Origin of the sequence: Streptomonospora nanhaiensis, from assembly GCF_026642255.1 — a bacterium.
GTDB lineage: Bacteria > Actinomycetota > Actinomycetes > Streptosporangiales > Streptosporangiaceae > Nocardiopsis > Nocardiopsis tropica.
Map to the genome: position 1 here is coordinate 423618 of NZ_CP113264.1, position 23767 is coordinate 447384.

Annotated in this window: 24 protein-coding genes; 16 read left to right on the top strand and 8 right to left on the bottom strand. The window is 71.5% G+C overall.

The annotated features are described in order from the left end of the window. Positions 1-3: 3 nt before the first annotated feature. The 13 genes from OUQ99_RS01915 (at position 4) to OUQ99_RS01975 (ending at position 13849) form a co-directional block, all read left to right on the top strand. The gene (locus OUQ99_RS01915; protein ID WP_267947688.1) at positions 4-1566 is read left to right on the top strand and encodes a hypothetical protein; all 1563 of its coding nucleotides are present in this window, start codon (positions 4-6) and stop codon (positions 1564-1566) included. Then, on the top strand, positions 1567-3036 hold the full coding sequence (locus tag OUQ99_RS01920; protein ID WP_267947689.1) for an SCO6880 family protein: 1470 nt from the start codon (positions 1567-1569) through the stop codon (positions 3034-3036). Positions 3037-3048: 12 nt separating this feature from the next. Continuing rightward, positions 3049-4602: a hypothetical protein gene (locus OUQ99_RS01925; RefSeq protein WP_267947690.1), complete on the top strand. Its 1554-nt coding sequence runs from the start codon at positions 3049-3051 to the stop codon at positions 4600-4602. A gap of 8 nt (positions 4603-4610) precedes the next feature. Then, the gene (locus OUQ99_RS01930; RefSeq protein ID WP_267947691.1) at positions 4611-6425 is read left to right on the top strand and encodes a type IV secretory system conjugative DNA transfer family protein; all 1815 of its coding nucleotides are present in this window, start codon (positions 4611-4613) and stop codon (positions 6423-6425) included. A gap of 56 nt (positions 6426-6481) precedes the next feature. After that, a complete protein-coding gene (locus tag OUQ99_RS01935) occupies positions 6482-7132 on the top strand; it encodes a hypothetical protein (RefSeq protein WP_267947692.1) in 651 nt (216 codons plus the stop codon). A 78-nt stretch (positions 7133-7210) separates the two neighbouring features. Then, positions 7211-7864, top strand: coding sequence for a hypothetical protein (locus OUQ99_RS01940; protein ID WP_267947693.1), 654 nt, complete (start codon positions 7211-7213; stop codon positions 7862-7864). Positions 7865-7932: 68 nt separating this feature from the next. After that, the gene (locus tag OUQ99_RS01945; RefSeq protein WP_267947694.1) at positions 7933-9303 is read left to right on the top strand and encodes a hypothetical protein; all 1371 of its coding nucleotides are present in this window, start codon (positions 7933-7935) and stop codon (positions 9301-9303) included. Positions 9304-9325: 22 nt separating this feature from the next. Then, entirely contained in the window at positions 9326-10924 is a 1599-nt protein-coding gene (locus tag OUQ99_RS01950) for a hypothetical protein (protein ID WP_267947695.1), read from the top strand. Positions 10925-11007: 83 nt separating this feature from the next. Then, a complete protein-coding gene (locus tag OUQ99_RS01955) occupies positions 11008-11502 on the top strand; it encodes a DUF4913 domain-containing protein (RefSeq protein ID WP_267947696.1) in 495 nt (164 codons plus the stop codon). A 212-nt stretch (positions 11503-11714) separates the two neighbouring features. Next, entirely contained in the window at positions 11715-12179 is a 465-nt protein-coding gene (locus OUQ99_RS01960; RefSeq protein ID WP_267947697.1) for a hypothetical protein, read from the top strand. Beyond that, positions 12176-12580: a hypothetical protein gene (locus OUQ99_RS01965; protein WP_267947698.1), complete on the top strand. Its 405-nt coding sequence runs from the start codon at positions 12176-12178 to the stop codon at positions 12578-12580. Before OUQ99_RS01960 ends, OUQ99_RS01965 begins: the two co-directional genes overlap by 4 nt. Further along, complete coding sequence (locus tag OUQ99_RS01970) at positions 12568-13359, top strand: hypothetical protein (RefSeq protein WP_267947699.1); 792 nt, start codon at positions 12568-12570, stop codon at positions 13357-13359. The genes OUQ99_RS01965 and OUQ99_RS01970 overlap by 13 nt, the downstream gene beginning before the upstream one ends. Beyond that, on the top strand, positions 13337-13849 hold the full coding sequence (locus OUQ99_RS01975; RefSeq protein ID WP_267947700.1) for a hypothetical protein: 513 nt from the start codon (positions 13337-13339) through the stop codon (positions 13847-13849). The genes OUQ99_RS01970 and OUQ99_RS01975 overlap by 23 nt, the downstream gene beginning before the upstream one ends. A gap of 161 nt (positions 13850-14010) precedes the next feature. On the opposite strand, the gene OUQ99_RS01980 is transcribed toward OUQ99_RS01975, so the two are convergent. Genes OUQ99_RS01980 through OUQ99_RS01995 form a run of 4 tightly spaced genes read right to left on the bottom strand, consistent with a single transcriptional unit; the run spans position 14011 to position 16445 of the window. Continuing rightward, positions 14011-14445 (bottom strand): hypothetical protein, encoded by a 435-nt coding sequence (locus tag OUQ99_RS01980; RefSeq protein ID WP_267947701.1) that lies wholly within the window; start codon positions 14443-14445, stop codon positions 14011-14013. Between the two features lie 24 nt (positions 14446-14469). Next, the gene (locus tag OUQ99_RS01985; RefSeq protein WP_267947702.1) at positions 14470-15381 is read right to left on the bottom strand and encodes a hypothetical protein; all 912 of its coding nucleotides are present in this window, start codon (positions 15379-15381) and stop codon (positions 14470-14472) included. A 14-nt stretch (positions 15382-15395) separates the two neighbouring features. After that, positions 15396-15815 (bottom strand): hypothetical protein, encoded by a 420-nt coding sequence (locus OUQ99_RS01990; RefSeq protein ID WP_267947703.1) that lies wholly within the window; start codon positions 15813-15815, stop codon positions 15396-15398. Between the two features lie 51 nt (positions 15816-15866). After that, positions 15867-16445 carry a hypothetical protein gene (locus OUQ99_RS01995; protein WP_267947704.1) on the bottom strand — a complete coding sequence of 193 codons (579 nt, stop codon included), beginning with the start codon at positions 16443-16445 and terminating at the stop codon, positions 15867-15869. Positions 16446-17027: 582 nt separating this feature from the next. Here OUQ99_RS01995 and OUQ99_RS02000 point away from each other — a divergent pair. Then, the gene (locus OUQ99_RS02000) at positions 17028-17201 is read left to right on the top strand and encodes a hypothetical protein (RefSeq protein ID WP_267947705.1); all 174 of its coding nucleotides are present in this window, start codon (positions 17028-17030) and stop codon (positions 17199-17201) included. A gap of 147 nt (positions 17202-17348) precedes the next feature. On the opposite strand, the gene OUQ99_RS02005 is transcribed toward OUQ99_RS02000, so the two are convergent. Together OUQ99_RS02005 and OUQ99_RS02010 are read right to left on the bottom strand one after the other, a co-directional pair. Further along, positions 17349-19700 carry a protein kinase domain-containing protein gene (locus tag OUQ99_RS02005; protein ID WP_267947706.1) on the bottom strand — a complete coding sequence of 784 codons (2352 nt, stop codon included), beginning with the start codon at positions 19698-19700 and terminating at the stop codon, positions 17349-17351. Between the two features lie 261 nt (positions 19701-19961). After that, positions 19962-20153: a hypothetical protein gene (locus OUQ99_RS02010; RefSeq protein ID WP_267947707.1), complete on the bottom strand. Its 192-nt coding sequence runs from the start codon at positions 20151-20153 to the stop codon at positions 19962-19964. Between the two features lie 354 nt (positions 20154-20507). On the opposite strand from OUQ99_RS02010, the gene OUQ99_RS31555 reads away from it, so the two are divergent. After that, positions 20508-20855, top strand: a complete 348-nt coding sequence (locus tag OUQ99_RS31555; RefSeq protein WP_346660229.1) for a hypothetical protein — start codon at positions 20508-20510, stop codon at positions 20853-20855. Beyond that, entirely contained in the window at positions 20807-21670 is an 864-nt protein-coding gene (locus tag OUQ99_RS02015) for a serine/threonine-protein kinase (RefSeq protein WP_346660230.1), read from the top strand. The genes OUQ99_RS31555 and OUQ99_RS02015 overlap by 49 nt, the downstream gene beginning before the upstream one ends. 54 nt (positions 21671-21724) lie before the next feature. Here the strand turns inward: OUQ99_RS02015 and OUQ99_RS02020 are convergent, their stop codons facing one another. Continuing rightward, positions 21725-22513 carry a DUF4184 family protein gene (locus OUQ99_RS02020; protein ID WP_267947708.1) on the bottom strand — a complete coding sequence of 263 codons (789 nt, stop codon included), beginning with the start codon at positions 22511-22513 and terminating at the stop codon, positions 21725-21727. Positions 22514-22649: 136 nt separating this feature from the next. After that, complete coding sequence (locus OUQ99_RS02025) at positions 22650-23480, bottom strand: transporter substrate-binding domain-containing protein (protein ID WP_267947709.1); 831 nt, start codon at positions 23478-23480, stop codon at positions 22650-22652. Positions 23481-23767 lie beyond the last annotated feature (287 nt).

Genomic DNA, 23767 nt, shown 5'->3' on the forward strand with positions numbered 1-23767 from the left:
TGAATGGAGAACGAGGAAACGGCGAACTGGATCACGGAAAGCCTTCAGGGCATCATCGAGCGGATGTTCACGCTGCTGATCAACAGCGGAAGCGGGGCACCCCTCCAGCGGGAGTACGGGAGCAACCAGCTCGTCGTCGATCAGGGCGTGCTGCAGCTCCAGAACGTCTTCAACCCGCTGATCCTGTTCCTGGCCACGCTGGGCATCCTGCTGGCGGCCGTCCGCCTGCTCTGGACCCGTCGGCTCGATCCCATGATGGACCTGGTCCGGGGCCTTCTGACGGTCATCATCACCACGTTCGCCGGACTCTTCTTCGTCTACGTCCTGTCGGGGTTCAGCAGCGGCCTCACCCAGATGATCCTGGAGACCGGGTCCTATCGCGCGCCTCTGGAGAACGGCGCGCCCGGGACAAAACAGGTCAATTTCCTCGAAGCGGCGAAGACCGTCTATCCGAGCATCATGCGGGTGGGCGTCGGCGGCAACGACCTCGGTTTCACCGAGGACTCCGCGCGCGAGGCCGTCACCTATCTGATCAGCCTCGCGGTGACTCTCGGCCTCATCGCGCAGATGATCGTCCTGGCGATGCTCAAGTCGATCGTCTACCTGCTCTCCTGCCTTCTGCCGCTGGCCGCCGCGAGTTCGCTGGTCCCCGGTCTGAAGATCTTTCCGAAGGTCATCGGCTGGCTGTTCGCCTGCCTCCTGTACAAACCGTTGTTGCTGTTGGTCTACCTGTCCGGCCTCGTCCTCATCGCGACCACCGAACCCGAGGCCGAGGGCGGCCTGTCCAGGTACCTCCTGGGGGCGGCGGTCATGCTCATGGCCACCGGCGCCCTCCCCGTCCTGATGAAGCTCATGAGCTCGGGCAGCGTCTGGATGATGGCCCTCGCGGCGGGCGGCATCAGCTCCATCGGCGGAGGGGGCGGCGGGGGCGGAGGAGGGAACGGCAGCGGTGCCGACGCGTCCCCCTCGTCGGCGTCCGGTTCCCCTTCCGCGGGCAGCGCCCCGTCCGCCGACGGCGGGGCCCAGGCCGCCGCAGCCGGAGCCAACGAGCGCGCCGCCGGAGTGGCGCGCAACCTCGACGAGGGCGGCGCAGGACAGCCCGCCGGCGGCGGGTCCTCGGCGGTGGCGGCGAGTGCGGCCGGCACGGGCGCCGTCGACACCGGCACCATGGGCACGCAGGGCGGGCTCGGCACCGGTGCGGGCGGCCCCCTGGGCGGCGCGGACGGGACCGCGAGCGTGGACGGCGCCATGGGCGGTCCCGAGGGCGGCGGCGCGCAGGACGGCGGGGCCGCGGCCGCCGCGGGCGCGACGGAGTCGGTCAGCTCCACGACCGTCAGCGGTTCGGAGCAGGGGTACAGCCAGACGGTTGCGTCGGGCGCGGGCGGTGACGGCGGCTCCGACCCCGGCGCGGTCGGGGACGCCCCCGCGGGCGCTGGAGCGGCCGACACCGGAGCCGTGTCGGGCGGCGCCTCCGGCGGCGGGTACCCGGGCGGCGCCGGAGCGGTGTCGCCGGAAGGCGCGTCCGGGGCGCAGTTCGCCGACGGAGCCGACGGAAGGATGGTCTAAGTGGTCCGCACGTACGGAGGGTGGCGCCGCCGGCGCAGCATCGGGCTGTTCGGGCTCGGCCTCACCGCGACGCTCGTCCTCCTCGGAGGCCTGATCGTCCTGATGCTGGCGGGCATGTTCGCGCCCGGCCTCGCCCTCTACCTCCTGCCCGTCATGGCGGTGGCCTTCGTGTTCGCCGCGGTGCCGGTCCAGGGGGAGTCGCTGCTGAGCTTCCTGCTCACCCGCCTGCGGTGGTGGTGGGCCAAGGTGCTCGGGCACACCCGCTACCGCGCGGGCGTCATGGTGGAGCACCCGCGGGCCTTCCAGCTGCCCGGCATCCTCGCCCCCGTCACCCTGCTCTCCTGCGAGGACGGCAAGGGAGGGCGGTTCGGCCTCGCCTGGAACCGGCGGCTGGGACACATGACCGCGACGGTCCTGGTCTCGTCCAACTCGGTGTGGCTCGCCGAGCCGGCCGACGTCGACACCTGGGTGGCGAGCTGGCACCAGTGGCTGGCCTCCCTCGGCTACATGCCGTGGGTCCAGTGGGTCACGGTCACCGTCGAGTCGCGCCCCGACCCCGGGAGCGCGCTGCGCACCAACGTCGAGGCGGACATCGACCCGAAGTCCCCGGCGGCGGCCCGCAAGATCATGCGCGACCTCGTGCTGAGCGCCCCCACGGTGAGCGCCCAGGTCGAGACGCGGATCAGCATCACCTACGACCCCCGCAAGTTCCCGGTGGCCCCCAAGGACCGCATGCAGGCGGCCGTGGAGATCAGCGGCTACCTCAACCAGATCGAGTCGAGCCTCGCCACCACGGGGGTGTCCGTGCTGGGGCGAGCGACGCCCGAGCAGCTCGTCGCCATGGTGCGCACCGCCTACGACCCGACGGCGCTCAACGACCTCAGCTCCCTGCTGCACTCGACGCCCGAGGACATCGGGACGCTCGACTGGACGGACGCGACCCCCGTCGAGGCCGAGGCGCACCACGACCGCTACACCCACGACAGCGGCACCAGTGTCTCCTGGATCTGGCAGGAGGCGCCGAGGACCCACGTCACGAGCACGGTGCTCGCCGAGCTCCTCTCCCCGACCCGCTGGGCCAAGCGGACCACGCTGCTGTTCCGGCCCTGGCCGGCGGCCGCGGCGGCGCGTGCGCTGGAGAGCCAGAACTCGGCGGCCCAGTACAAGAGCGAGCTGTCCTGGCGGGTCCGCCACCGGGTGAGCGCGAGGGACAGCCAGGACCTCGCCTACGCCCGGCAGGCGGCCCAGGAGGAGACGCGCGGGGCCGGACTGGTGCAGGTGAGCCTGTACACGACGGCCACCGTCGACGACGAGCAGAGGCTCAAGCAGGCCGTCGCGCACACCGAGTCGGCGGCCGAGACCTCCCGGATCCGGCTGCGCAGGGCCTGGGGCAGCCAGGACGTCGCGTTCGCCACGACCCTGCCCCTCGGCGTGTGCCCGCCGTTCCTCGTCCAACGCGGTATGGGTTAGAAGGGGGCACCGATGGCGATCGTGGACCGGCAGAGCCGGCGCGAGGAGCGCCGCCAGCAGCGGGCGGAGCGCAAACGCCTCAAGCAGAGGCAGGAGCAGAAGGAGAAGGCGGAGCGGCCGGACCGGTCGGCGGAGAGGGACAGGGAGGTCATCGCCCCCCTGCTCGGCTGGCGGCACCGGGGCGGCGGCGCCTCGCCGAACATCCCCAACGCGGTCGAGTACCAGGCCACCACCGCCCAGGCGTGCGGCCTGTTCCCGTTCGTCACCAGCAGCAAGCCGCCCTCGATCGGCACCCCGATCGGACGCGACCTGCTGTCGGGAGAGGTCGTCTGCCTCGACCCGATGGCCTGGCTGCGCGCGGGGCTGATCACCAACCCCGGGTGCTTCGTGCTGGGACAGCCGGGTACGGGCAAGTCCACGTTCGTCAAGCGCCTCGTCACCGGGGCGGTGGCCTTCGGGTCGCAGGCCATCATCCTCGGCGACACCAAGCCCGACTACACCGACCTGATCGGCCACCTCGGCGGGCAGGTCGTGCGGATCGGGCGCGGGCTGGACCGGATCAACCCGCTCGACGCGGGACCCCTGGGCGGGGTCATGGGCCGGCTCACCGAGGTGGAGCGGGAGAAGCTGCGCTGGGAGGTGCGCTCCCGCCGCATCTCCCTGCTGATGGCCCTGTGCACGCTGGTCCGCGAGGACAGGATCGCCAACGCCGAGGAGGTCGTCCTCGGCGCCGCGGTCGACCTCCTGGACGAGCGGCTGGCCGGGACGCGCCAGCCCAACGTCATCGACGTCCTCCAGGTCGTCGAGGAGGGGCCCGAGTCCCTGCGGTCGTTCGCCCGTGCCGACACCAGGGACCAGTACGACAAGCGCGTCGACGACCTCGTCTTCACCCTGCGCCTGCTGTGCACCGGCTCCCTGGCCGGGGTCTTCGACGGCGAGACCACGAGCCCGCTCGACATGGAGGCGCCGGGGATCAGCGTCGACATCTCCCGTGTGGGAGCCGCCGGCGACAAGCTGCTGACCGCGGCGATGCTGTGCACGTGGAGCTACGGCTTCGGGATGGTCGACGCCGCGGCCGTGCTCGCCGAACACGGCCTCATCCGTCGCCGGTCCTACATCGGCGTGATGGACGAGCTGTGGCGGGCCCTGCGCGGGGCCCCCGGCCTGGTGGAGTTCGCCGACTCCCTCACCCGGCTCAACCGCTCCAAGGGCATGGCTTCGGTCATGGTGACGCACTCCCTCGGCGACCTGGAGGCCCTGGCCACCGAGGAGGACCGGGCCAAGGCCCGGGGGTTCGTGGACCGCTCCGCGATCACCGTCCTCGCCGGGCTCCCTCCGCGCGAACTGGCCTCGGTCAACCGGATCACCCCGATGACCGGCCCCGAACAGGGACTGGTCGCCTCGTGGTCCTCCCCCGACTCCTGGCAGCCGGGCGCACGCCACCCCGGACGCGGCAAGTACCTGATCAAGACCGGCGCCGAGCGGCTCGGCATCCCGGTGCAGATGACGCTCACCCGTGACGAACTCACCCTGTACGACACGGACCAGGCCATCCGGAGGGAGTGAGGACGACCATGTCACGTGAACGCCCGAAGTACCAGGTGAAGGGCGGGGCCGCCGCCGCGGGGGCGCCGCCCCTGCTGGTACTGATCGCCCTCTGGGGCACGGTGGGGCTCTTCTTCCTCTTCTGGCTGGCGGCGCGGATCGTCGCCTCCCTGACCGGCGGGACCGTCGGCGGGTTCGGCATGGAGTGGGTCGTCTCCCTGGTCGTCTGGGACACCGGCACGGTCTGGCCGGGTACGCCGACCCTCCCCGTCGTCCTGCTGTTCGGCGTCTTCGCCGCGCTGTCGGCGGCGCTCCTCTGGTGGGTCCTCCACCGTGTCCGGAACGCCCTGTACGGGCAGCCGGACGCGATCGGCGCACTCAACAAGGACAACGAGACGGTCGCGGAGCTGGCCCGGCCCGAGGCCGCCGACAAGGCGGTGCGGCTGCGCAGGACCTCGCTGGCCGGACGCAGGGGCAGGGGGCTCAAGGACGCGGACGTGGGCCTCACCATCGGCGACATGCGCGGCGACGGGAACCGGACGGGCGCCAGACTCTTCGCGTCGTGGGAGGACACCGTCCTGGCCTTCATGGCCCCCCGCGCGGGCAAGACCACCGCGATGGCCATCCCCTACGTCCTGGACGCGCCCGGACCGGCGCTGGCCACGAGCAACAAGGCCGACGTGTGGTCGGCCACCGCGCGGATCCGCGAGCACACGACCGGCGAGCGCGTGTGGCTGTTCGACCCCCAGCAGGTCACCCACCAGGGCCAGGAGTTCTGGTGGAACCCCCTCACCGACGTCCGCGGCGTCGAGGAGGCCTACCGCCTCGCCGGGCACTTCGTCCTCACCATCGACGACGACTCGAAGAAGGACATGTGGGGCCCCGCGGCCCGCGCGCTCCTCTCCCAGCTCATCCTCGCCGCCGCGCTCTCGGGCAGGTCGCTGTCCACGGTCGGGGAGTGGCTGCACGACACCAAGCTCCCGCAGCCGGTGGACGTCCTCTTCGAGCACGGCTTCACCGCCTACGCCGAGGCCCTGCGCGAGACCCAGAACATCGTCGCGGAGACCCGTGACGGCATCTACACCACGGCCCGCACGGCCGCGCGCTGCCTCGACGACCCCCGGATCATGGAGTGGGTGACCCCTCCGGGGGACCGGCCGCTCCCCGAGTTCGAGCCGCGGTCGTTCGTCACCAGCAAGCAGACGCTCCATCTCCTCAGCAAGTCACGCGCTGCCTCCGCGCCGCTCATCGCGGCCCTGACCGACGCGATCTTCCTGGCGGGGGAGGAGGCCTCCGAGGCGCAGGGCGGGCGGCTCGACCCGCCCCTGGTGGCCGTCCTGGACGAGGCCGCGAACATCTGCAAGATCGCGGACCTCCCCGACATGTACTCCCACCTGGGGTCCCGCGGCATCGTCCCGGTCACCATCCTCCAGAGCTACCGGCAGGGCGTGCGCGTCTGGACCGAGAACGGCATGGAGGCGATGTGGTCCGCGGCCACGGTGAAGGTGTTCGGCGCCGGCCTCGACGACCACAAGATCGTGGACGCCCTGTCCAAACTGATCGGCCAGCACGACGTGTCCACCACGTCGTTCAGCTACGGGGAGGGCAAGGGCAACCACTCCGTGCAGCTCCGCAGGCAGGAGATCATGCAGGGGTCCGACATCCGCCAGATCGACAAGGGCGAGTGCCTGCTCTTCGCCACGGCCGCCCGGCCCACGATCCTGCGCATGCGCCCCTGGTACAGGACCGACAGGGCCAGGCTGGTCACCGCGGCGATCAAGGACGCCGAGGAGCTGATCACCACCGGGGCCCGTGCGAGGTACGACGCGCCCCGGGGCGCATGAACAGGAGTCGGCGACCGACGCGCCCGACCTGATCGGCGAGAACGAGGAGAAGGACCATGGCGGACATCAGTCTCTGGACGAGAGTGCAGAACTCGCTGTTACCGCGGGAGGCCACCCCCCTCCACGAGGTCATCAGGAGGCGGCTGTCGGGGATCGAGGTCGATCTTCGACTGGCGCAAGTCGAGATCGAGCGGGTCCGGGACTCTGCCACGAGATTCCTGGAGGCCGTGCGGAATCAGAGCCCCCTGTCGGCAGCCGAGGCCGAGGCCCTGAGCGCCGATGTGGTCGGGGACGCGGAGGCGGTGTACGGGCTCTATCGCTCAGGCATCGAGAAACGCAGGGAGGAGTTCGAGATGCTCGCGTTCACATGGGGGAAGCCGGGCATGCCGTCGGCGGACAAGGCCTACGATTTCATCCTGACTGACTGGGCCGGCACGAGGGAGGCCCGGCATGTGTACCGAGCTTGGATGAACGTCCTGAAGAGCCGTGTGCACCTGGATCCCGGCCAGAGAACGGGGGACCCCTTCGTGCCCCGTGCGGCGGACGTGCCGGGAGCGCGCGCGGTGACCGGTCCCGTGCCGGACCCCCGCCCCGCGTTGCACGACCGGCCCGGGAGGGCGCCCGGGGCCGCCACCGGCAAAACCACCGTCCAGCCCGCGGCACGACGGAATCCGACGGAACGGCGCCGGAAGGGGACGAGTGCCTGAGCACACGCCTCCCGCCGTGTGAACAGGCGTCGACGACCGACGCGCCCGACCTGAACGGCGCGGACGAGGAGAAGGACCATGGCGGACATCAATCGCAGGACGAAAGCGCTGAACTCGCTGTTACCGCGGAGTCTCACCCCCCTCAACGAGGTCCTCGAGAGGCGGCTGCTGGTGATCCGGAGAGAGCTGCTGAGGTCGACAGAGATGCTTGACGACGTCCGGATCTCCGCCGAGAGCTTCGTGGAGGCCGTGCGGAGGCAGAACCCCCTGTCAGCGCCCGAGGCCGAGGTCCTGAGCGCCGAGGTGGTCAGGGAGGCAGAAGCGGTGCACAGAGGGCATCGCACAGGTATCGAGAACCGCGAGAGGAATGTCGCGGAGCTCGCGCGCACTTGGGGCAAGCCGGGATGGTCCTCGGCGCAGGACGCCAACACGTTCATCCGGAAGGACAGGGATGCCTCGGATGAAGCCTGGCGCAAGTACGAAGCTCGGATGAGCGCCCTGAAGAGCCGTGTGCACCTGGATCCCGGCCAGAGAACGGGGGACCCCTTCGTGCCCCGTGCGGCGGACGTGCCGGGAGCGCGCGCGGTGACCGGTCCCGTGCCGGACCCCCGCCCCGCGTTGCACGACCGGCCCGGGAGGGCGCCCGGGGCCGCCACCGGCAAAACCACCGTCCAGCCCGCGGCACGACGACGGGGTCCGGCGGGACGGCGCGGGAGGGGAACGGGTGCCTGAGCACACGCCCTCCGCCGCGCGCACCGGAACCTTCGACCCAGCAGCACCGACCGGCAAGGAGCGGGACCATGGCCTCCCCGACAGCCACCGCTGAACCGCCCCCTCCCCAGGTGGGGAACGAGCCCGCCGCCAAGCAGCCCACGACCCACGACCGGAACAAGGCCTTCGCGGCCCCGGACGCGCCCCAGAGCGCCGGCGGGGCCGGAGACGTGGCGTCGGAGACCGGGGCCGCGCTCTCCTCCATCACCAGGTTCAACGCATGGGTGCTGGACTACCTCGTGCGGATTGCCCAGGCCCTCTTCCGGGCCGTCACAGGCCTGGCCATGATGCTCGTCGTCCGCCCGCTCGCACGGCTCGCCTTCCGCTTCGTCCGCTGGCGCATCCGCAACGGGCTCATCCCCACCCGGATGCGGACCAGGTCCCGTCTCCGGCAGGCCAAGAAGGCCCAGGCCAGGGCGGACGAACGTCTCAGGCAGGTCGTCCACCGAGCCGACGCGCACGTGGCCCGAGCACGGGCCCGAGGCGAGGGCATGGTGCGATCCGCGAAGCAGACGGGGACCCTCATGGTGCATCAGGCGATGACCCGGGCCAAGGAGGACGTGGCGGCGGCGCAGGAGAGGCGGAACGCTCGGATCACGAACGCCCGGCAGCGCACCGAACGTCTGAAGGCGCAGGTCCGGCGAACCGGCTCCGCGAACATCCGCAGGGCGGAGTCTCAGCGCGACAAGCTGGTCGCGGACGCCGCCGGCAAGGGTTCCGTCGCTGTCAGGGACGCGAGTGCCCAGGGTGAGGCGCTCGTGCAGAAGGCCAAGGATCGGAACTCCCAGAAGGTGGAACGGGCGAGGATCCTGGGCAGGAAGGCCGTCGCCGAGGCGATGAGCCGGGGGGACGCGGACGTGCGGGCGGCGGTGCAGGCCGGCGTCGTGCGGGTCCTCGCCGCATCGCGGCACAGCACCGTCCTGACGCACGCGGCCGAACAGCAACGGGACGGGCAGGTGCGAGCGGCCGTGGACCGCAGAGACCGCGCCGTCGACGCCGCGACAACGGCCCACGACGCGTACACCAACGGGATCGCCGACCGTGTGAAGGACCTCCAGAGCCTGGCCAAGGACCGGAAGGTGCCGAAGAAGGACGCGAAGGAGATCCTGCGTTGGGACGCCGCGAAGGCGTCCGGCCAGCGGAAGCAGTTCGAGAGGGAGATGAAGGCGGCGGACCCCGCGAGCCCGGATCTGCGGTCCTCCCGGATGAAACCGGCCCAGAGCACCCGCGTGGGGCGTCTCCCCTCCTCCTCCGGGCCGACGCAGAACACCAGGCCCTCTCTGCGCTCCCGCAGGATCGGGAACGTGGGCGCCAGGCGTGCCCGCCCGGCCACCGCCCCCGCGCCCCACCACGTCCAGAGCGGCCGCACGGTCGGCCGGAAGGGCACAGCGACCCCGTGACCCCACCCGACAGGAGGACCGTATGAGCCCCCAGCGGCCCAAGGGCCAGATCAGCGGAAAGAAGGCCGACGAGCTGCGCCGCAACCGCGCGCGGCTCACCGAACTCCTCACGCCCTCGGGCCCGGAGTCCGGCGGAGGCGGGGACAAGGACATCGCCGAGGCCCTGTTCCTCGCGGCGATCAGCTCCTCCGTCGGCCCCGGCGGGATCAGCAACGCGGGGGCGCTCGCCAGGGGCAGCGTGTTCCACTTCCTGCGCAAGCGCAGCAGCCAGAGCAGGGGTGAGCAGTTCTTCGCGGAGGAGCACGTCGGGTACCTGCCCGAGGTCGCGATGGGCGGCCTCGGCCTCCTCCGCCAGGCCGACGCCCGCCTGGTCGCGGACGTCCTGGGCGTCGACGTCCAGAGGGTCCGCGAGGTCCAGGCGAACACGCGCCCCCAGGACGTGGACGAGATGCTGCGCGCCGACTACCACTCCGGGCGGATCGAGCAGGCCGCGCGCGTCAGCATGCAGGACCAGGGGCCCGATCCCGACACGCCCCCGGAGCACCTGTGGCGGCGCGGGCTCGACGAGACCCTGGACCTGGACCGGATGAACCCCCGTGAGCTGGCGCTGCACCAGCTGAGCGCCGCCAACTCCAACGAGCCCGGGGCGAGGGAGGCCGAGAACAGGTTCCGCGAGAAGCTGGCCCAGGAGCATCCCCAGCTCGCGGACTCCGTGGATCGGCACGAGCAGGGCTCCCGAGCCGACGCCAACTCCGTCATGGCGGGAGCGTCACCGCAGGCCGACGGCCGTCCGCTGGAGTCGATGGAGCAGTACTGGGCGAAGGCCGTCCCCTGGTTCAAGGACAACCGTGCCGACCTGAACAAGCTCCGGGACGACGCAGAGTCGGTGTCCGTCGCCGTACTGAACGGCGCGCTGCCGGAGTCCGCCATGGGTGACATGTACGCCAACCTGGCCGCCAACAAGAACCTGCCCGGGGTGGGCGAGAACCTCAGGAAGAACCTGGAGGTGGCGCGGGCACGCGAGTCCGCGGGCGCGGTGAACACCTTCCCCCAGGGGGACGCTCTGCTCGACACCCTGGACCAGGCGCGCGGGTATCCGACGAACAGCCTTCCCGACCGGGCCGAGACCGTCGCCGCGGGCAACGCGGCCAAGGGGGGCCTGCGGGCGCACGACGCCGCAGAGCCACTGGGGCCGCACCTGGTCCTCGGAGACTCCCGCCTCCCCGTGACCAGCGCCCAGCTGGGACGGGCCCAGCGTGAGAACGGGAGTGCCGTCCTGCGCCCCGACGAGGCGCGTGCCCTCGGGGCCCAGAACGGGGAGGGCGAGGCCCGAGCCAGCGGTCGCGGGGCCGGGAGTCACGGGGCCCGCCACCCGGAGGCCCGGGTGGCCGAGCGGCGCGAGAGCCGGGACAAGCGCGACCGTGTCGCGCGAACCCGCGCGCAGGGCGTCCTCTACAGGCGGGGCGAGGCGGCCCGCGCCGCGGCCGGCGACTCACCGAGCCTTCCCACGAACCGGGCCCAGCAGAAACGCGCGGCGGGGAGGCTGACCGCCGTGCACGAGGGACAGCGCAGGCGCCACTCCGTCACCACCACGCACACCCGGACCACCACGGCCAGGTGACCGGCGGAGCGGCCCGCCCGCTCTCCTGACCCCGACGGCACTACGGCGCCGACACCACCACGAACGCGAAGAGGGCCCCGACGATGAGCACCGAACCCCACGACCACGCAGCGGACCTCCTGGAGGAGGAGTCCCGGGATGCCGCGCCTGTCGGCGGGGGCCTCACCAGCGAGGCCCCGAACGTCACCTCGGCCGTCGCCGGGGTGGACGACGGAGCGGAGGACGACGGCGAGCCCGCGCCGGAACCCGTGTTCAAGAACGTCGAGGAGTTCGTGCGGCTGCGCTTCCTGCCGGTCTACGTCCGCCCCGAGGGCGGACAGTTCCGCTGGTGCAAGGAGTGGTGGCGGCACGCCGAGGCGGTGTCGCGCTTCCAGGCGCTGTGGCACGCGTGGGAGGTCCTGCGGTGGGAGGCCGGCACCGGGATGGCGGTCTGGTACCGGGACCACCTCGACTTCCAGATGAGCATCATCCTCGGGGACAACGGGCCGTTCCGAGAGTGCACCTCGCGCCGCCACCAGGACCCGCGCCCCCTCCCCGCCGACCCGTCCCCCGAGGGCTGGTTCGAGGACGAGTGGTGACCGCCGCCCGAACACGGTGACGGAACGGGGGGACCCGCCCACACCTGCGGCGAGCCCCCTCCCTCCTGTCCGGGGGAGAGTTCACCCCGGCGTCACCGCCCGGACGTCCGCACAGGCCGGGCCCGTCCGGCCGCGCCGGTAGACAGGTCCTGTCCCGACGGACCGGCGGGGCGGGACCGGGAGGCGTGCTGGTGGACCCCTTGCAAGCGGCTTTGACGATCGGCAGCGCCTTCATCGGCGCGACCGGCCTGCTCATCGCCTCGGTAGCGCTCGGCGCCCGCTGGGAGGGGAGGGGCGAGGCGGATCAACAGCTCGCGGAGGCCAAGCGCTACGACCTAGCGGTTTCCCAGGACCCCCGTGTGGTCGAGGCGACGGCCCTCCAGGCGGCTCTGGACGCCTACCGCTCCGCGGACATCCCCGTGAGCAAGGAGCTCGACGCGGCCGCGCAGGGGGTCAGCCGTTCCGAGAACGAGGCCGCCACCCGTGAGAAGAGGGTCCAGGCGCACTACGAGAAACTGGGCGATGCCGAGCGGGCCGTCGGGCGGCTCGTGCTGCTCGACCGGCCCGGGGGTGTGCGCGGGGCCCTGCGGAGCGTGCGCCGCGGAGTGGCGAGGCCGTTCCGGGGTGGGCAGCGCCTCGCTCCCCCGAAGACGGCGGGCCGGGGGGCGGGCGTGTGACCGCCGCCGCGGTACTCGCCGTCGCGGCCGCGCTCCTGGCCGCCGCGCGCCTGTTCCTGAACGGACGGCACCCGGATCGCGGCGTGCACTCGCCGGGAGGGACTGCCGAGGAGGCGCTGACGGCCGATGCCGGGCGTTCGCTGGAACGTGCGGCGGAGTTCGGTGCGTTCGAAGGGCACCTCTGGGCCTGGCGCGACTTATTGTCCGACACCGCAGCGGCGTTGTCGGGCGCGGACACGGAGCCACCGGGGGGCGGTACGGCCGAGGCCGAGGATGACCGTCGGCGTGAACCCGACTCCGCCGAGCAACGGCTCCGGAGCGCGCTCTCCCCCCTCGCGGAGAGCCGGGAGGCCGGGACGGCAGGTGTGGATTCCGGGGGGAGCGGCCCGTGGAGTGGCTGATCGCGGCGGGGACGGTCCTCGGGTCCGTCCTCACGACCGCTGCCGTCGTGTTCCGCAGGAGCCTGGAGAAGGCACGTCGGGGCGGACAGGCAAGAGTCGCGCACGTCGAGGCGGAGGCGGAGCGTATCCGGGCCGCCGCCAACCGGAGGCTGCGCGAGGCCGAGACCCTGCTGCCCCGGCTTCGTGTCGAGGTCGAGAGCGCTCGGAGGGCGGGGACGCTGCACCGGACCGCGGACGACCTCCGGGCGCGGCAGTCGGCGGCGGAGGAGAGGGCCCGGCGCGCGGCGCAGTCCTTCAACACCGCCTTGGACCGGGAGGGAGAACTCCTCCGCGCCCTCCGGGAGACCGGTCTGCTCCGCGACACCGCCGCGGGCCCGGTGGTGGACGCCTCCCGCTCTCCCGCCGCGGCGCGGGCGGAGGCCGCGGTCGTGGGGCGTCACCTCCAGGAACTGGAGTGGTACCGGGTCAACGGGCACGAGGACGGGATCAGCGGCCCCCTGCGTGCCCCGGCGTTCACGGAGGAACGGGCCACGGCTCTCCGGGAGGGCCTGGACCGTGCCGGACGCGTCGACGAGACGTGGATCCGCGAGCGCACCCGGGGAGCGGTGTCCGGTCGGAACTTGCTCACCGACAGCCCGAGGAGCATGGCCGAGGCGGTGCGGGGGCGCAAGGGCCTGCAGCGCCGCACCGGCGCGGCAGGGGACCGTGGGGCCGACGCCCGGCGGGAAGCGGTGCGACGAGAGGAAGGGAACGGTCATGGGCTCGCTGGAAGCGGGTGACGGGGTCGTCCTGATGGTCGCTGTCGCCGTGGTGGCGGTGTGCGCGTGGGTCGGCGGGGAGTCGGTCCGACGGTTGCTGGGCCACCGGTTCGACCGCTCGGCGGCTCTGCTCGGCACGGAGGAGCAGGAGGAGGTTCTCGCACTCCGGCGGGGAGTGCTGGAGCGCCGGTACTCCCTGGTGGAAGCTGCCTGGGGCGGCGTACGCGGTGGTGCCCGTCCGGGAGCGCCCGTCCCGGGCGGCGCACGGACGGCAGCGGACGGCGACCTCCCCGACCCTGTGGCGGTCGTCGCGGCCCTGGACCGCGACCTCGCGCACCTGGACGCAGAGGAGGCGCGGCGGGTCGAGATGGTGAGTGCCGCGTTCACCGGCCGTCGGGAGCGCTCGGACCGGGCGCGGGCCTCGGCGCTGCGGCTGGATGTCGCGTGCGCGGGAGCCGCCGTGCTCCTTGCGGGGGTGGCCGTGGGCGGGGCCGTCGCGGTGCTGCTCTGACGGTCCGGTGCCGACTTCCTCCGCCGCTCCGGGCGAGAGGGCTGCGGGGTGTGAGGTCCTGTTGGGGCAGATTCTGGACCAGGGGCTCCGGCTGCGGCCTCTGCCCCCGACCCGGCCCTGATCGAGCACCGCGAGGCGGGGCCCGGTCGCAGCCTGGCCGGTCAGAGGATCGTGGAGATACCGAGGATCGGGCTGACGACCATCAGTACCGCCCCGATGACGAGGAACAAGACGTCCGCCACCAGCACGAACGGCCTCACACGTTCCCGAAGGGGCAGAGTGGCCAGGACGGTGTCGGCGGCCCGTTCCGCCTCCGCGAGGCTGTCGGAGAGTTCCGCCTCGATCCGATTCACCCTTTCCTCGGCCGTCGGCCGTTCTGGAGCCGCGGTGGCGTCGTTCCGGCCCGTCCCAGGAGCGTTCCACTCGTCCAGCAGGGCGTCCATCCGACGGAGACCGACCAACGCGACGCGAGTGCGCTCGCGATCCTCTGAGAGGCGGGCCACGATATAAGGGGCGTCCAGTCTGTACTCCACGACTCTGCGGAACGAGGTGGTGAAGACGAACGCACCGGCGAGGAAGCAGAGAATGAGAACCATGGTGGTCCGTTCCTGTCTGGGACTTCAGGTCTGGCCGTTGGTCGGCCTGGTCTTGGCAGGGGAAGCCGGTCGACCCCGGGCGGGCCTCTCCGATTCCTGAGCCGATCGGGATTGCACGGCCTCGGAGACCCCTATGGCGGGAGCCAGATAAGAGGGAACGGATGACGGGAGTGCTTGCTGAGGATCGACCGCAAGGGCCGTAATTTTGCCCTCCTTCTTGGTCGCTTCGGGGGTATTTTGGTTCGGGGCCAGCTGGAAAGGAAGCGTGATGCCGTGCTTCTCGGCGATATCTTCCAATTGTTTTGGTCGATCTGTCAGTGCTTTTTTCAGCATGGCTGAGACGAAGGTGTTCATATCGTTTACTGTGGCGATGAATATCGCGAGGATTGGTTTATTTGCGCCGACCAGGTCTGCGTTCGGCCCCTCGCTGTGCTGCTTGATGACGATTCCGGCCTCGGCAAGTTTCCTGAGTTCATTGTCGGCCGGGAGGGTGCTTTCTCCGGAATTGCTCAGACGTGTTTTTTCGGCGATCCACCTACTGGCGGCCGCTCGCTGCTCCTCCGTGGAGTCCAAGCTCGTGTTTATGATGAAATTTGTGGAGATGATCCCGGCTTTCTCGTAGCGTTGGATCTCGGGATCCAAAGTGCTTTGTGTTCGCTTGATTTCATTTGCATGCAATTTCCCTTTTTGGCTTGAGAGGAACTGGTCGGCGATGTTTTTCTTGTTGGTGGAGGCCAGTACGTGAGGCTCATTCTTGAGTTCCGCTATGTCAGTCCGGAGCGTGGCCGCCCTCAGGGGGCTCATCTTGGCCGTGAGGAGATTATCTCTTTCCTTGACCTCTGCCCTCCTGCGGGCGTTTATCACTTGGACTGAAATAGCCCAAATGAGTAGGGAAATCGCCACGGTCAGGAGGGTGGTGACCAGGATCAAAACCATGGGTTGCATCCTTACTACAATCCGAGGGCGGCGGAAACGGTGATGGCGAGAATGAGAAATGGCCAGACTGCGGTTTCTCTGTATTCCCTCTTCGCGGGGGGCGTCATGGTCGCGAAATCAGCTATTGCAGCCTTGGATTCAACTGTTTTCGACTTCTTGGACCTCTCGGCCTCCGATGGTCCGTGTCGAATGGATTCAGATTCTCCTTCAGGATTGTGTGAGCGCTCGGGCCGAGTGGTTGCTTCCCTCTCTCGGAGGAGGGACCTGCAACGCAGGAGGGCCTGGAGAACTTCGTCGGAATCAGGTTCCTTCTCAAGACGATCTCGACTTGGCAGATAGATTCCGAATCGCATGGCGAAGAAGTGGATGGCGCCCTGAATTGCCAGGGTTGAAATCGCGACAGCAGGGATAATTATTTCCGCACCGAAGTCCATGAGGTCTTTTCTTGTAGAAGTGTGGGTGCCCTTCTCGTGCCTTGGGGGAGATCAGGGCCTTCTTCCTCCTCTTTGGAGGGGGTATCTTCTATTTCCCCGAGTCACTCTCGTTGTATTCGGATTTCGGGGGGCCCTTGTTGCGGGTGGAGTCGTGGTTTCCTTATTCCCGCCAATGGGTTCCCACCCCAAGCCCTTTGAGATCTTGTCTATGTCGCCGAGGGCTTTGGTGTATCTTTTGGAAGTGGTTTCGATGAGTGATTCTTCAATCTTGGCATTATCGGCGTGGAGCTTAATTTCTGCAGCCTCTCCCCGAAGTGGTTTGAGGCCGTTCTCCAGTTCGGCCTTCTCGATATCGAGTTTATGCAGCTTGCTCTTGGGGACGATGCCGATATCTTTTATTTTTGTTTTTGTTCCGGGCCAGAACCTATCGGCATCCTTTGGTTTCAGAACGTCTTGCAGGGCGCGGTCGGTGAGAGTGGTCGCCGTGTCGATCATCGAGGTAATGGCGAACCTGAGAGTGAGTGCGGTTCCTCCAAAAACGGTATGCGACCAGACGATGAGCTGTAAAGCGATGGGAAGTGCCCCGAGAAACCATCCGCCCCCCACGTGGGTCCTCGCATTCTTGGTCAAATAAATGTTGTGCCTGTGGTTGTCGGGGACCAGATTAGGCCCCCGCCGCAGAGAAGGACAGAAGGCGAATGTAACTTTTTTATAACTCCAAGGGGCTGGGTGGGATCGAATCACCTTCCTGGTCTCTGTGTTCTGGTATTGGGTGGCGCCGGGGGGCGAACTTGGGTGGAGCATGGAGGCATGGCGTGTTGTCATGGGTCGCGCACGCGCAGTGGCAGCCGTTGTTGCGAAAGTGTTCCGCTCGGCCACTGGCAGCGATGTGCGCGAGTCGTGTTCGCTATGGCGTGTCGGAAATCCCAGCTTTGCTTCGATGGCATGGGGCAGAGAGGGCCGCGCCGTCCTTCACGCGAAGGGGTGCGGTCAATAGTGCATGAAGGTGAATCAATGCACCAAAGTATTCGTCTTCCGTTGTCCTTCTGGCGGTGCGAGGAGAAGACGCATCAGCGTCGGGCCCCCTTCGGCCCAGCCGCGTCGGCGTACCGCCGAGATGTCGGTGCCCCTCGGCATCCCTCCTCACCCTCACCCGGAGGTCCACGTGGTCACCTTCCTCGGACCGCACGTCCCCACAAGCTCCACGCGGCCGTGCCGGACGGTGTCCTGCACTACGTGCTCGCGGAGACGGCGGACGCGTTGGGTGCCGGGTACGCGAGGCGCGCCCGGCGAGCCGGACCGGCGGAGCGGGAGGCCGCGTGGGAGCACGTCGACCGCGAGGCCTCCGCCGTGCCCCGTGTCACCGAGGCGGTGGCCGCAGCGTAGTGCCCCCGACGCCGCCCGATCCCGCCTGGAGAAGAAGCGTCGCCGAAGACAGCAGACCCCCGCCCCGCAGGCCGAACGTGAGAAGCGCCCGCGCGGACGGCTCGTGCGCGGGCCGTCGGTCCCCACCCCGAAGGGCCCGGGGAGGGGTCAGCCGCCCGCCGCGCCCCGGTCGGTGCAGACCTCCTCCGAGGGGGCCATGACGTCCGTGGACCGGACGGCGACGACCCGGAAGCAGTACTCGACCTCGGGGTTGAGGCCGCTGACATCGACGGTGGAGGCCCCGGCCGGGACGTTCGCCATCGACGTGGTGCGGGCCCCGACAGGACCGCCGACCACGAAGTGCGGGGCGGAGCCGCCGGTGTTGTCCGTCCAGGACAGCGAGACGCCCACGAGGTCGTCGGCGACCTCCACCCCCGTCGGGGCGATGGCCGACGGGTCCGCCTCCTCCGCGGGCCCGTCCCCTCCCGCGGCGCCCCCGGGAACCTCCGGAGCGGCCCCTCCGCCCCCGGCCGGAGCAGGCGTCTCCGCGGAGGGGGCGCCGGAGTCCCGGCCGGTGATCAGGAGCGCGCCGACGGCCACGACCGTGACCAGGACGAGGCCGATCAGGACGGGGAGGAGCACCGCAGTGCGGTGGCGCTCCGGCTGAGAGGGCGGGGCCCACGCCGTGGCGTTCGCGGGCGCGTGCCGCTCGTCGGTCCAGGCGGAGCCGGCGTCGGCGGTCCGGGGTGACGTCCGGGGAGCGCTCGGGGCGCTCCACGTCCGCTCCGGGGGCGCGGACCGGTTGGTCAGCGGCTCCGCCCCGCGTGTGATGGCCTCGAAGGAGAAGGGAGAGGGGGCGGTCCTCTCCGCCGACGGCGGACGGCTGCCCGGGTGCGGGTCCCCGCTGGCCTCCCCGACGCGTCCGGGGCCGAGGACCGGGGTGGGAGCGGAAAGGGCGGACGAGTCGAGGAGGACGGACGCCGGGCCCCCGGTCCCCGCGTCCGAGGACGGCTCGTCGCGGTCGGGAACCGGTGGCGAGGAGGTGTGGGACGGGGGCCCGGTCGTGGAGGACGCGACCGGTTCAGGGGGGACGGTCGGGGCCGCCTCGTGCACCTCGGAACCGTCCGGGAGCTCGTCGCCCGGGTCGGCCGCCGCAACCGGCTCTCCGGTCTCCCCCGGTCCGGCCGCCGGGGCCGGGGCCGCCCCGTGCGTCCCGGAGGGGCTGTCCGCCGCGAGGGGTGCGTCCGCCTCGGGTCCGCTGTCCGCCGACGACGGTTCCCCGGCGCCGTCCGGGGCCTCGCCGTCCCCGTGTTCGCCCAGGACGTCGTCGACCTCGTACCAGGCGCCGTCCTCGTCATCGTCGTCGTACCAGGCGCCGTCGGTGTACCCGTCGTCGTCCGGGCCGTGGCCGGTGTCCTCGTCGGGTTCGACGGTCTCCTCGGTGAAGACCTCCGACCCGTTCGCCGTCCCTTCCGCACCGGACTCCGGTTCGGTCGTCCCGGTCGCGGTCTCCGGTTCGACCTCTTCCGCCCCGGCGTCGTCCGAGGCCGGGTCCGCGCTCGCCCCGGTGCCCGCCTCTGCGGGAAGCGCTGCCGCCGCGAGGGGGACGGACTCGACCGCCGACGCCTCGGGCCCGTCGTCCGCGGACCCCGCAGCGGCGGCGGCCCGGTCCAGGTCCGCGTCGGGGATGCCCTGCTCGGCCGGCCCCGGCTCCAGAGCCTCTCCGAAGTCGGCGGCTGTCGGCGTCCGCTGCCCGGGATCGGTCGCCAGCGCCCGGAGGAGGGCGGCGCGCAGCCGGTCCGGGACGTCCTCGCGGTCCATCTCAGGCGGCGTGCCCGACAGCAGCCGGGAGCGGTACTCCCGCGGGCCGGCCTCCTCCTGCCCCGGACCGGCGAACGGGGCGTGCCCGGCCAGGAGGGTCCAGAGGGTCGAGGCCAGCCGGTACACGTCCGACGCGGGGGTGGGGCGGGAACCGGCGACCTCCTCGGGAGGGGCGTGGTCCAGGGTCGCCCGCGTGTAGTACACGGGCGGGAACGGGTGGTCCAGGGGCAGGGTCGAGCCGAAGTCCGTCAGGGTCGGCCCGGACGCCCCGCGGAGGATGTTGGCCGGGGTCACCGCGTGGTGGAGCAGGCCGAGCTCGTGCATGCCCTCCAGAGCCCGCGCCACGGTCCGGCCGACGGTGAGGACCTCGTCCACCGCGAGCGGCCCGTCCTCGGCCAGGGCGCGGGCGTAGTCGCCCTCACCGCGGTACTCCGTCACGGCGAACGCACGGCCCGCCCCGGTGACTCCCGAGGACAGGAGCGGCTGGACACCGGGCACGGGGGTGAGCCGGTCCCAGAGCCCGGCCTCGTCGGGCCCGGCCGTGCCGGGACCCCGCCCCAGCAGCTTGACCACCACCGGGGCACGGTCGGACTCGCGTTCGGCGCGGTAGAGGAGTGCGCTCCTGCCGCAGTACAGCGTCGTCAGGTCGCGCATGCCCGGGAACGGCGGCGGTGGTTCGCGGCGGCTGGTCCTACTCATGGCGTCCCTCCTGGTGGAGCCCGTGACCTCCGGTCTCCGCCCCGGCGTCACGGGGACCTGGGGAGGGGGCACGGCGGAACACCACCGGCCCGTCCGACGGGAGCAGGGAGAGGGGGCGGGACGGGGCGAGGACGCGCCCTGTGAGCCCCGGTGGTGCGTGGGTGAGCCTAGTGCATGGCCTGTTCACCCGGAAGCGAGCGTACGCGGGCCTGGGCGGGGCGTTTCCCCGCCGGGCCCGCGCCGTTCAGGCCCGACGGGCGTTTATGCGCTCTTGCCCTTCTTACGGGACAGCCTGCCGGACTTCTGGCTCCTGCTCGCACTCGCCCCGCTGCTGCCCAGGTCGCTCTGCCCGACGGACTTCACGGAGCGTTTGAGGTGCGCGGCCAGGGAGGTGGGCGCGTTCTGCTCCTGGATTCTCTTCAGCTCGTCCTTGATCTCTTTGCGTGTGGCCATGCCGGGTTTCTCCTGTTGCGAAGTCGTCGATGTGCGTCAGGCGCTCAACGGAGCAGGGAGAGCAGGCGGCTCTGCGACCGGTCCGGGAGACGGTACCGGCCTTCGAGACGGGCGGGATGTTAACACGGCGCCAGGACCGGCCGAAAGGGCGCCGTGCGACGTACGGGCCCTGGACCGCCCCGCGCCCTGCGGCCCGGTCGGCCCCGGTCACAGGACTCTTCTCGCAGGTGGAAACGCCCTGCCGTACCGCCGCTCCGGGCGCGGCGCCAAGATGCCTTGTCCGGTTGATTCTCCGACGCCCCCTGCCTCCGAAGCGTCGATCCCGGCCCCACGCACCCTCACCTGTGAGCCACCATGTCTCCCGCACGCCCCTCCGCGTCGCTTCCGGCGACGGCCACGAACCTGCTGCCCCAGGACCCCGCCTCGGTCGGTCCCTACACGCCGCTCAAGAGGCTGGGCGCCGGGGGCATGGGTGTGGTGTACGCGGCCCGCGCCGACGACGGCGAGCTCGTCGCGGTCAAGGTCGTCCACCCCGAGTACGCGGCGGATCCGGAGTTCCGGGATCGTTTCGCCCGCGAGGTGGAGATGCTCTCGCGGGTCGGCGGCGCCTGCGCGGTCCCCCTGCTCGCCGCCGACACCCGCGGGGAGCAGCCGTGGCTGGCCCGCCGCTCATCCGCGGCCTCACCCTCTCCGCGTACCTGAAGGAGAACAGGGGGCCGCTGCCGGAGGGCCTCCGATACGGCCTGGCCGTCGGCATCGCCGAGGCGCTCGCGCAGATCCACGCCTCCGGGGTGGTGCACCGCGACCTCAAGCCCGCCAACATCATCCTGTCCCCCGGGGGCCCGAGGGTCCTGGAATTCGGCATCGCCCGGGCACTGGACCAGACGGCGCTCACCCGCACCGGTTCGCTGCTGGGGTCGGCGGGCTGGATCAGCCCGGCCCACTACCGGGGCGAGCCGATCAGCACCGCGGACGACATCTTCGCCTGGGGCGCCCCGGTGGCCTACGCGGCGACCGGCCGTCCCCCGTTCGGCGGCGGCGACCCGGCGGCCGTCGCGCACCGGGTGCTGAGCGGGGAACCCGACATGGAGGGCTTCTCCGGGCCGCTCGCGGACCTGGCCCGGCGGGCCCTGTCCAAGGACGCCGGGCGCAGGCCCGGAGCCCTGGCCCTCGTGACCGGGGTGATGGCGGCGGCGAACCTGGGCGGAACCCCGGTCACCCGGCCGCAGGGGGCGGGTGACGCCGTGGCCACCACGCTCCACGCGGGCTGGCACGGTGTGCACATGCCGCAGGAGCGCGAGGTCACGGTTTCCCGCAGGACCTCCCGGGGACGGCGTTCCGGGGCGTGGTCCGTGCTCGCCGTCGCCGCGGCCCTGTTCCTGCTCGCGGGGGCGGCCGTCGGAGGCGCCGCCGTGGCGGGCAACCGGGACTCGCTGCCCGTCGCGGTCTGGTTCGACGGCGGTGCGGCGGAGGCGACCGGGAGCTGGGGCGTCCGCACCGGCACCAACTGCGGCTGACCCCGGCACGGCGGCTCCCCCGAACGGGCTTCCGCACGAGGGGCGGTTCCCGTGTCAGGGGCCTCCCGCCCGTGTCGCCGGGACGAACCGCCCCCACCACGCGGCCGTCCACGCGGTGAGACCGAGCGCGGTGCCCGTGACCGCGCCGACGAGCAGACAGCGCACCAGGTCGTAGCCGCTCACCGCCGCCCGCTCGGACAGGCCGTTCAGTGCGGCGCACGCCACCGCGCACACGGCGACGGCGGCGAGCGCGGCAGTGCGCACCCGCGGTGCGGGAAGGCCACGTGTGCGTTCCGTGCCGGGGCCGCACGCTCCGGGGGAGGCGTCCCCCTTCCCGACCCGACCGCGCCTCCGCCACGCCCACCACGCCAGGACCGCCAGGCCCAGGGCGGAACTCGCGTACATGAGCACGTTGTAGAGCAGGTGCGGACCCACGACCTGTGCGCTCAGCACCGGCCAGGCCCGGACGAGGGCGCCCCCGGTCTGGGTGAAGGAGTCCCAGGCCATGTGGGTGGCCGTGCCCACGGCGAGGGCGGCCGCGGCGAGGGCCGCCGCGTGTACCGGCCGCCCGGCTCCGGTCCCGCCGGGCCCCGGCGCGGGTCCCCGGCCCGCCAGGGCGTGCAGAGGGGGCCGGAGGGCATACGTGTACACCGCCAGCACGGCGCCGCCGAGCAGGACGTCCAGCCACAGCCCGGCGGGCGCGTGCGTGGTCGTCGCGGCAAGGGGCAGCGGCAGGTAGTAGGGCAGGTCGGGCACGACCGAACCGACCACCAGCGCGGCCGGGGGGAGCCGGGTGCGGGCCAGGGGCAGCACGGCCGCGACGTGGCTGAGGGTGAAGGGCACGGGGGTAGGCTACCGGGCTCCCGCACAGGGTCCGGGGCGGGACGACCGGGCCTCCGGAGGGGCGGCCGAGGGCGTGGGACCCGGCGTTCCGGCGCCCCTGGGGCCGGGCGCGGGCGCGCTGCCCCGGCCGCCGGGGTCAGAGCTCCACGTCCTCGCCGAACCACGGTTCGACGATCCCGTCCCAGGTGCCGTCGTTGAGGGCGATGTTCAGCCACTGGTCGACGTAGTGCTTCAGGACCTCGTCGCCGAGGGGCAGCATGAAGGCCTTCTCGAAGTAGTCGAAGGGCTCGTCCGGGTGGACCGCGCACAGTTCCTCGTGCTCGTTGGCCGCCCAGAGCGTCTCGGACGCGTCGGTGGTCATGACGTCGGCGTTGCCCGCGATGATCTCCTCGAAGACGGTGTTGTTGTCGTGGCGGATGAGCTCCCCCTCGGGGTAGTGCTCCTCGGCGAAGACCTCGTTGGTCCCCCCGCTGGGCATGATCGAGCGGACGCCCGGCTGGTTGATCTGCTCGATCGTCCGGTAGTCGTCGACGTTCTCGCACAGGGTGATGGGCGTCTTGCCGTCCTCCATGAGCGCCGCGGAGAAGTACACCTGCCGGGCGCGTTCTGTGCTGATCGAGATGCCGCCCGCGGCGATGTCGCAGGAGCTGAGGAAGTCGCCCATCAGGTCGTCCCAGCTGGTCCGGACCCACTCGACCTCCACGCCCATGTCGTCGGCGAGATCGCGTGCCATGTCGACGTCGATCCCGGTGAAATCGTCCGTCGCGGGGTCGAGGTAGGTGAAGGGCCGGTAGTCGCCGGTGGTGCACACGCGCAGCGTGCCGCTCTCCAGGATCTCGTCGAGCCGGCTACCGGAGACCTGTTCCCCGTCGGGGGCGTTCCCGGCGCCGCCGGTGTCGGCGGCGGAGCATCCCGTGGCGAGTGCGACGGCCGCGAGGGCGGTGAGGGTGGTGGCGCGGGTCTTCACTGGGTCTCCTCCGTGTTCCGTCCCGCGGACCGCGGGGGGCGGCCGCGCGGGACGCCGTGTGACGCGCGTCATGCTACCGACGGCGGTCTCCTCCCGGCCGCCCGCCCGCGGAGCCCGCGCCGGGCATTCGGCCCCCGAGGGGGCGCCGCCGTCGGCCCCGCGAACAGGGGTGCGTTCCGCCGCGGGGCCGGGCGCTTCCTCGCCCGCCAGCTGTGCGGGCGCGGGCACAGCACCCGGCCGCCGCGCGGACACGCCCGGCACGGGCCCCGGGGCCCCGCGACCGAACG

What these genes read in the sequence shown, in the direction of transcription:
- OUQ99_RS01915 (WP_267947688.1), top strand. Translation starts at nt 4, where the DNA reads ATGGAGAACGAGGAAACGGCGAACTGGATCACGGAAAGCCTTCAGGGC.
- OUQ99_RS01925 (WP_267947690.1), top strand. Translation starts at nt 3,049, where the DNA reads ATGGCGATCGTGGACCGGCAGAGCCGGCGCGAGGAGCGCCGCCAGCAG.
- OUQ99_RS01930 (WP_267947691.1), top strand. Translation starts at nt 4,611, where the DNA reads ATGTCACGTGAACGCCCGAAGTACCAGGTGAAGGGCGGGGCCGCCGCC.
- OUQ99_RS01935 (WP_267947692.1), top strand. Translation starts at nt 6,482, where the DNA reads ATGGCGGACATCAGTCTCTGGACGAGAGTGCAGAACTCGCTGTTACCG.
- OUQ99_RS01940 (WP_267947693.1), top strand. Translation starts at nt 7,211, where the DNA reads ATGGCGGACATCAATCGCAGGACGAAAGCGCTGAACTCGCTGTTACCG.
- OUQ99_RS01945 (WP_267947694.1), top strand. Translation starts at nt 7,933, where the DNA reads ATGGCCTCCCCGACAGCCACCGCTGAACCGCCCCCTCCCCAGGTGGGG.
- OUQ99_RS01950 (WP_267947695.1), top strand. Translation starts at nt 9,326, where the DNA reads ATGAGCCCCCAGCGGCCCAAGGGCCAGATCAGCGGAAAGAAGGCCGAC.
- OUQ99_RS01955 (WP_267947696.1), top strand. Translation starts at nt 11,008, where the DNA reads ATGAGCACCGAACCCCACGACCACGCAGCGGACCTCCTGGAGGAGGAG.
- OUQ99_RS01975 (WP_267947700.1), top strand. Translation starts at nt 13,337, where the DNA reads ATGGGCTCGCTGGAAGCGGGTGACGGGGTCGTCCTGATGGTCGCTGTC.
- OUQ99_RS01980 (WP_267947701.1), bottom strand. Translation starts at nt 14,445, where the DNA reads ATGGTTCTCATTCTCTGCTTCCTCGCCGGTGCGTTCGTCTTCACCACC.
- OUQ99_RS01985 (WP_267947702.1), bottom strand. Translation starts at nt 15,381, where the DNA reads ATGGTTTTGATCCTGGTCACCACCCTCCTGACCGTGGCGATTTCCCTA.
- OUQ99_RS01990 (WP_267947703.1), bottom strand. Translation starts at nt 15,815, where the DNA reads ATGGACTTCGGTGCGGAAATAATTATCCCTGCTGTCGCGATTTCAACC.
- OUQ99_RS02005 (WP_267947706.1), bottom strand. Translation starts at nt 19,700, where the DNA reads ATGAGTAGGACCAGCCGCCGCGAACCACCGCCGCCGTTCCCGGGCATG.
- OUQ99_RS02010 (WP_267947707.1), bottom strand. Translation starts at nt 20,153, where the DNA reads ATGGCCACACGCAAAGAGATCAAGGACGAGCTGAAGAGAATCCAGGAG.
- OUQ99_RS31555 (WP_346660229.1), top strand. Translation starts at nt 20,508, where the DNA reads ATGTCTCCCGCACGCCCCTCCGCGTCGCTTCCGGCGACGGCCACGAAC.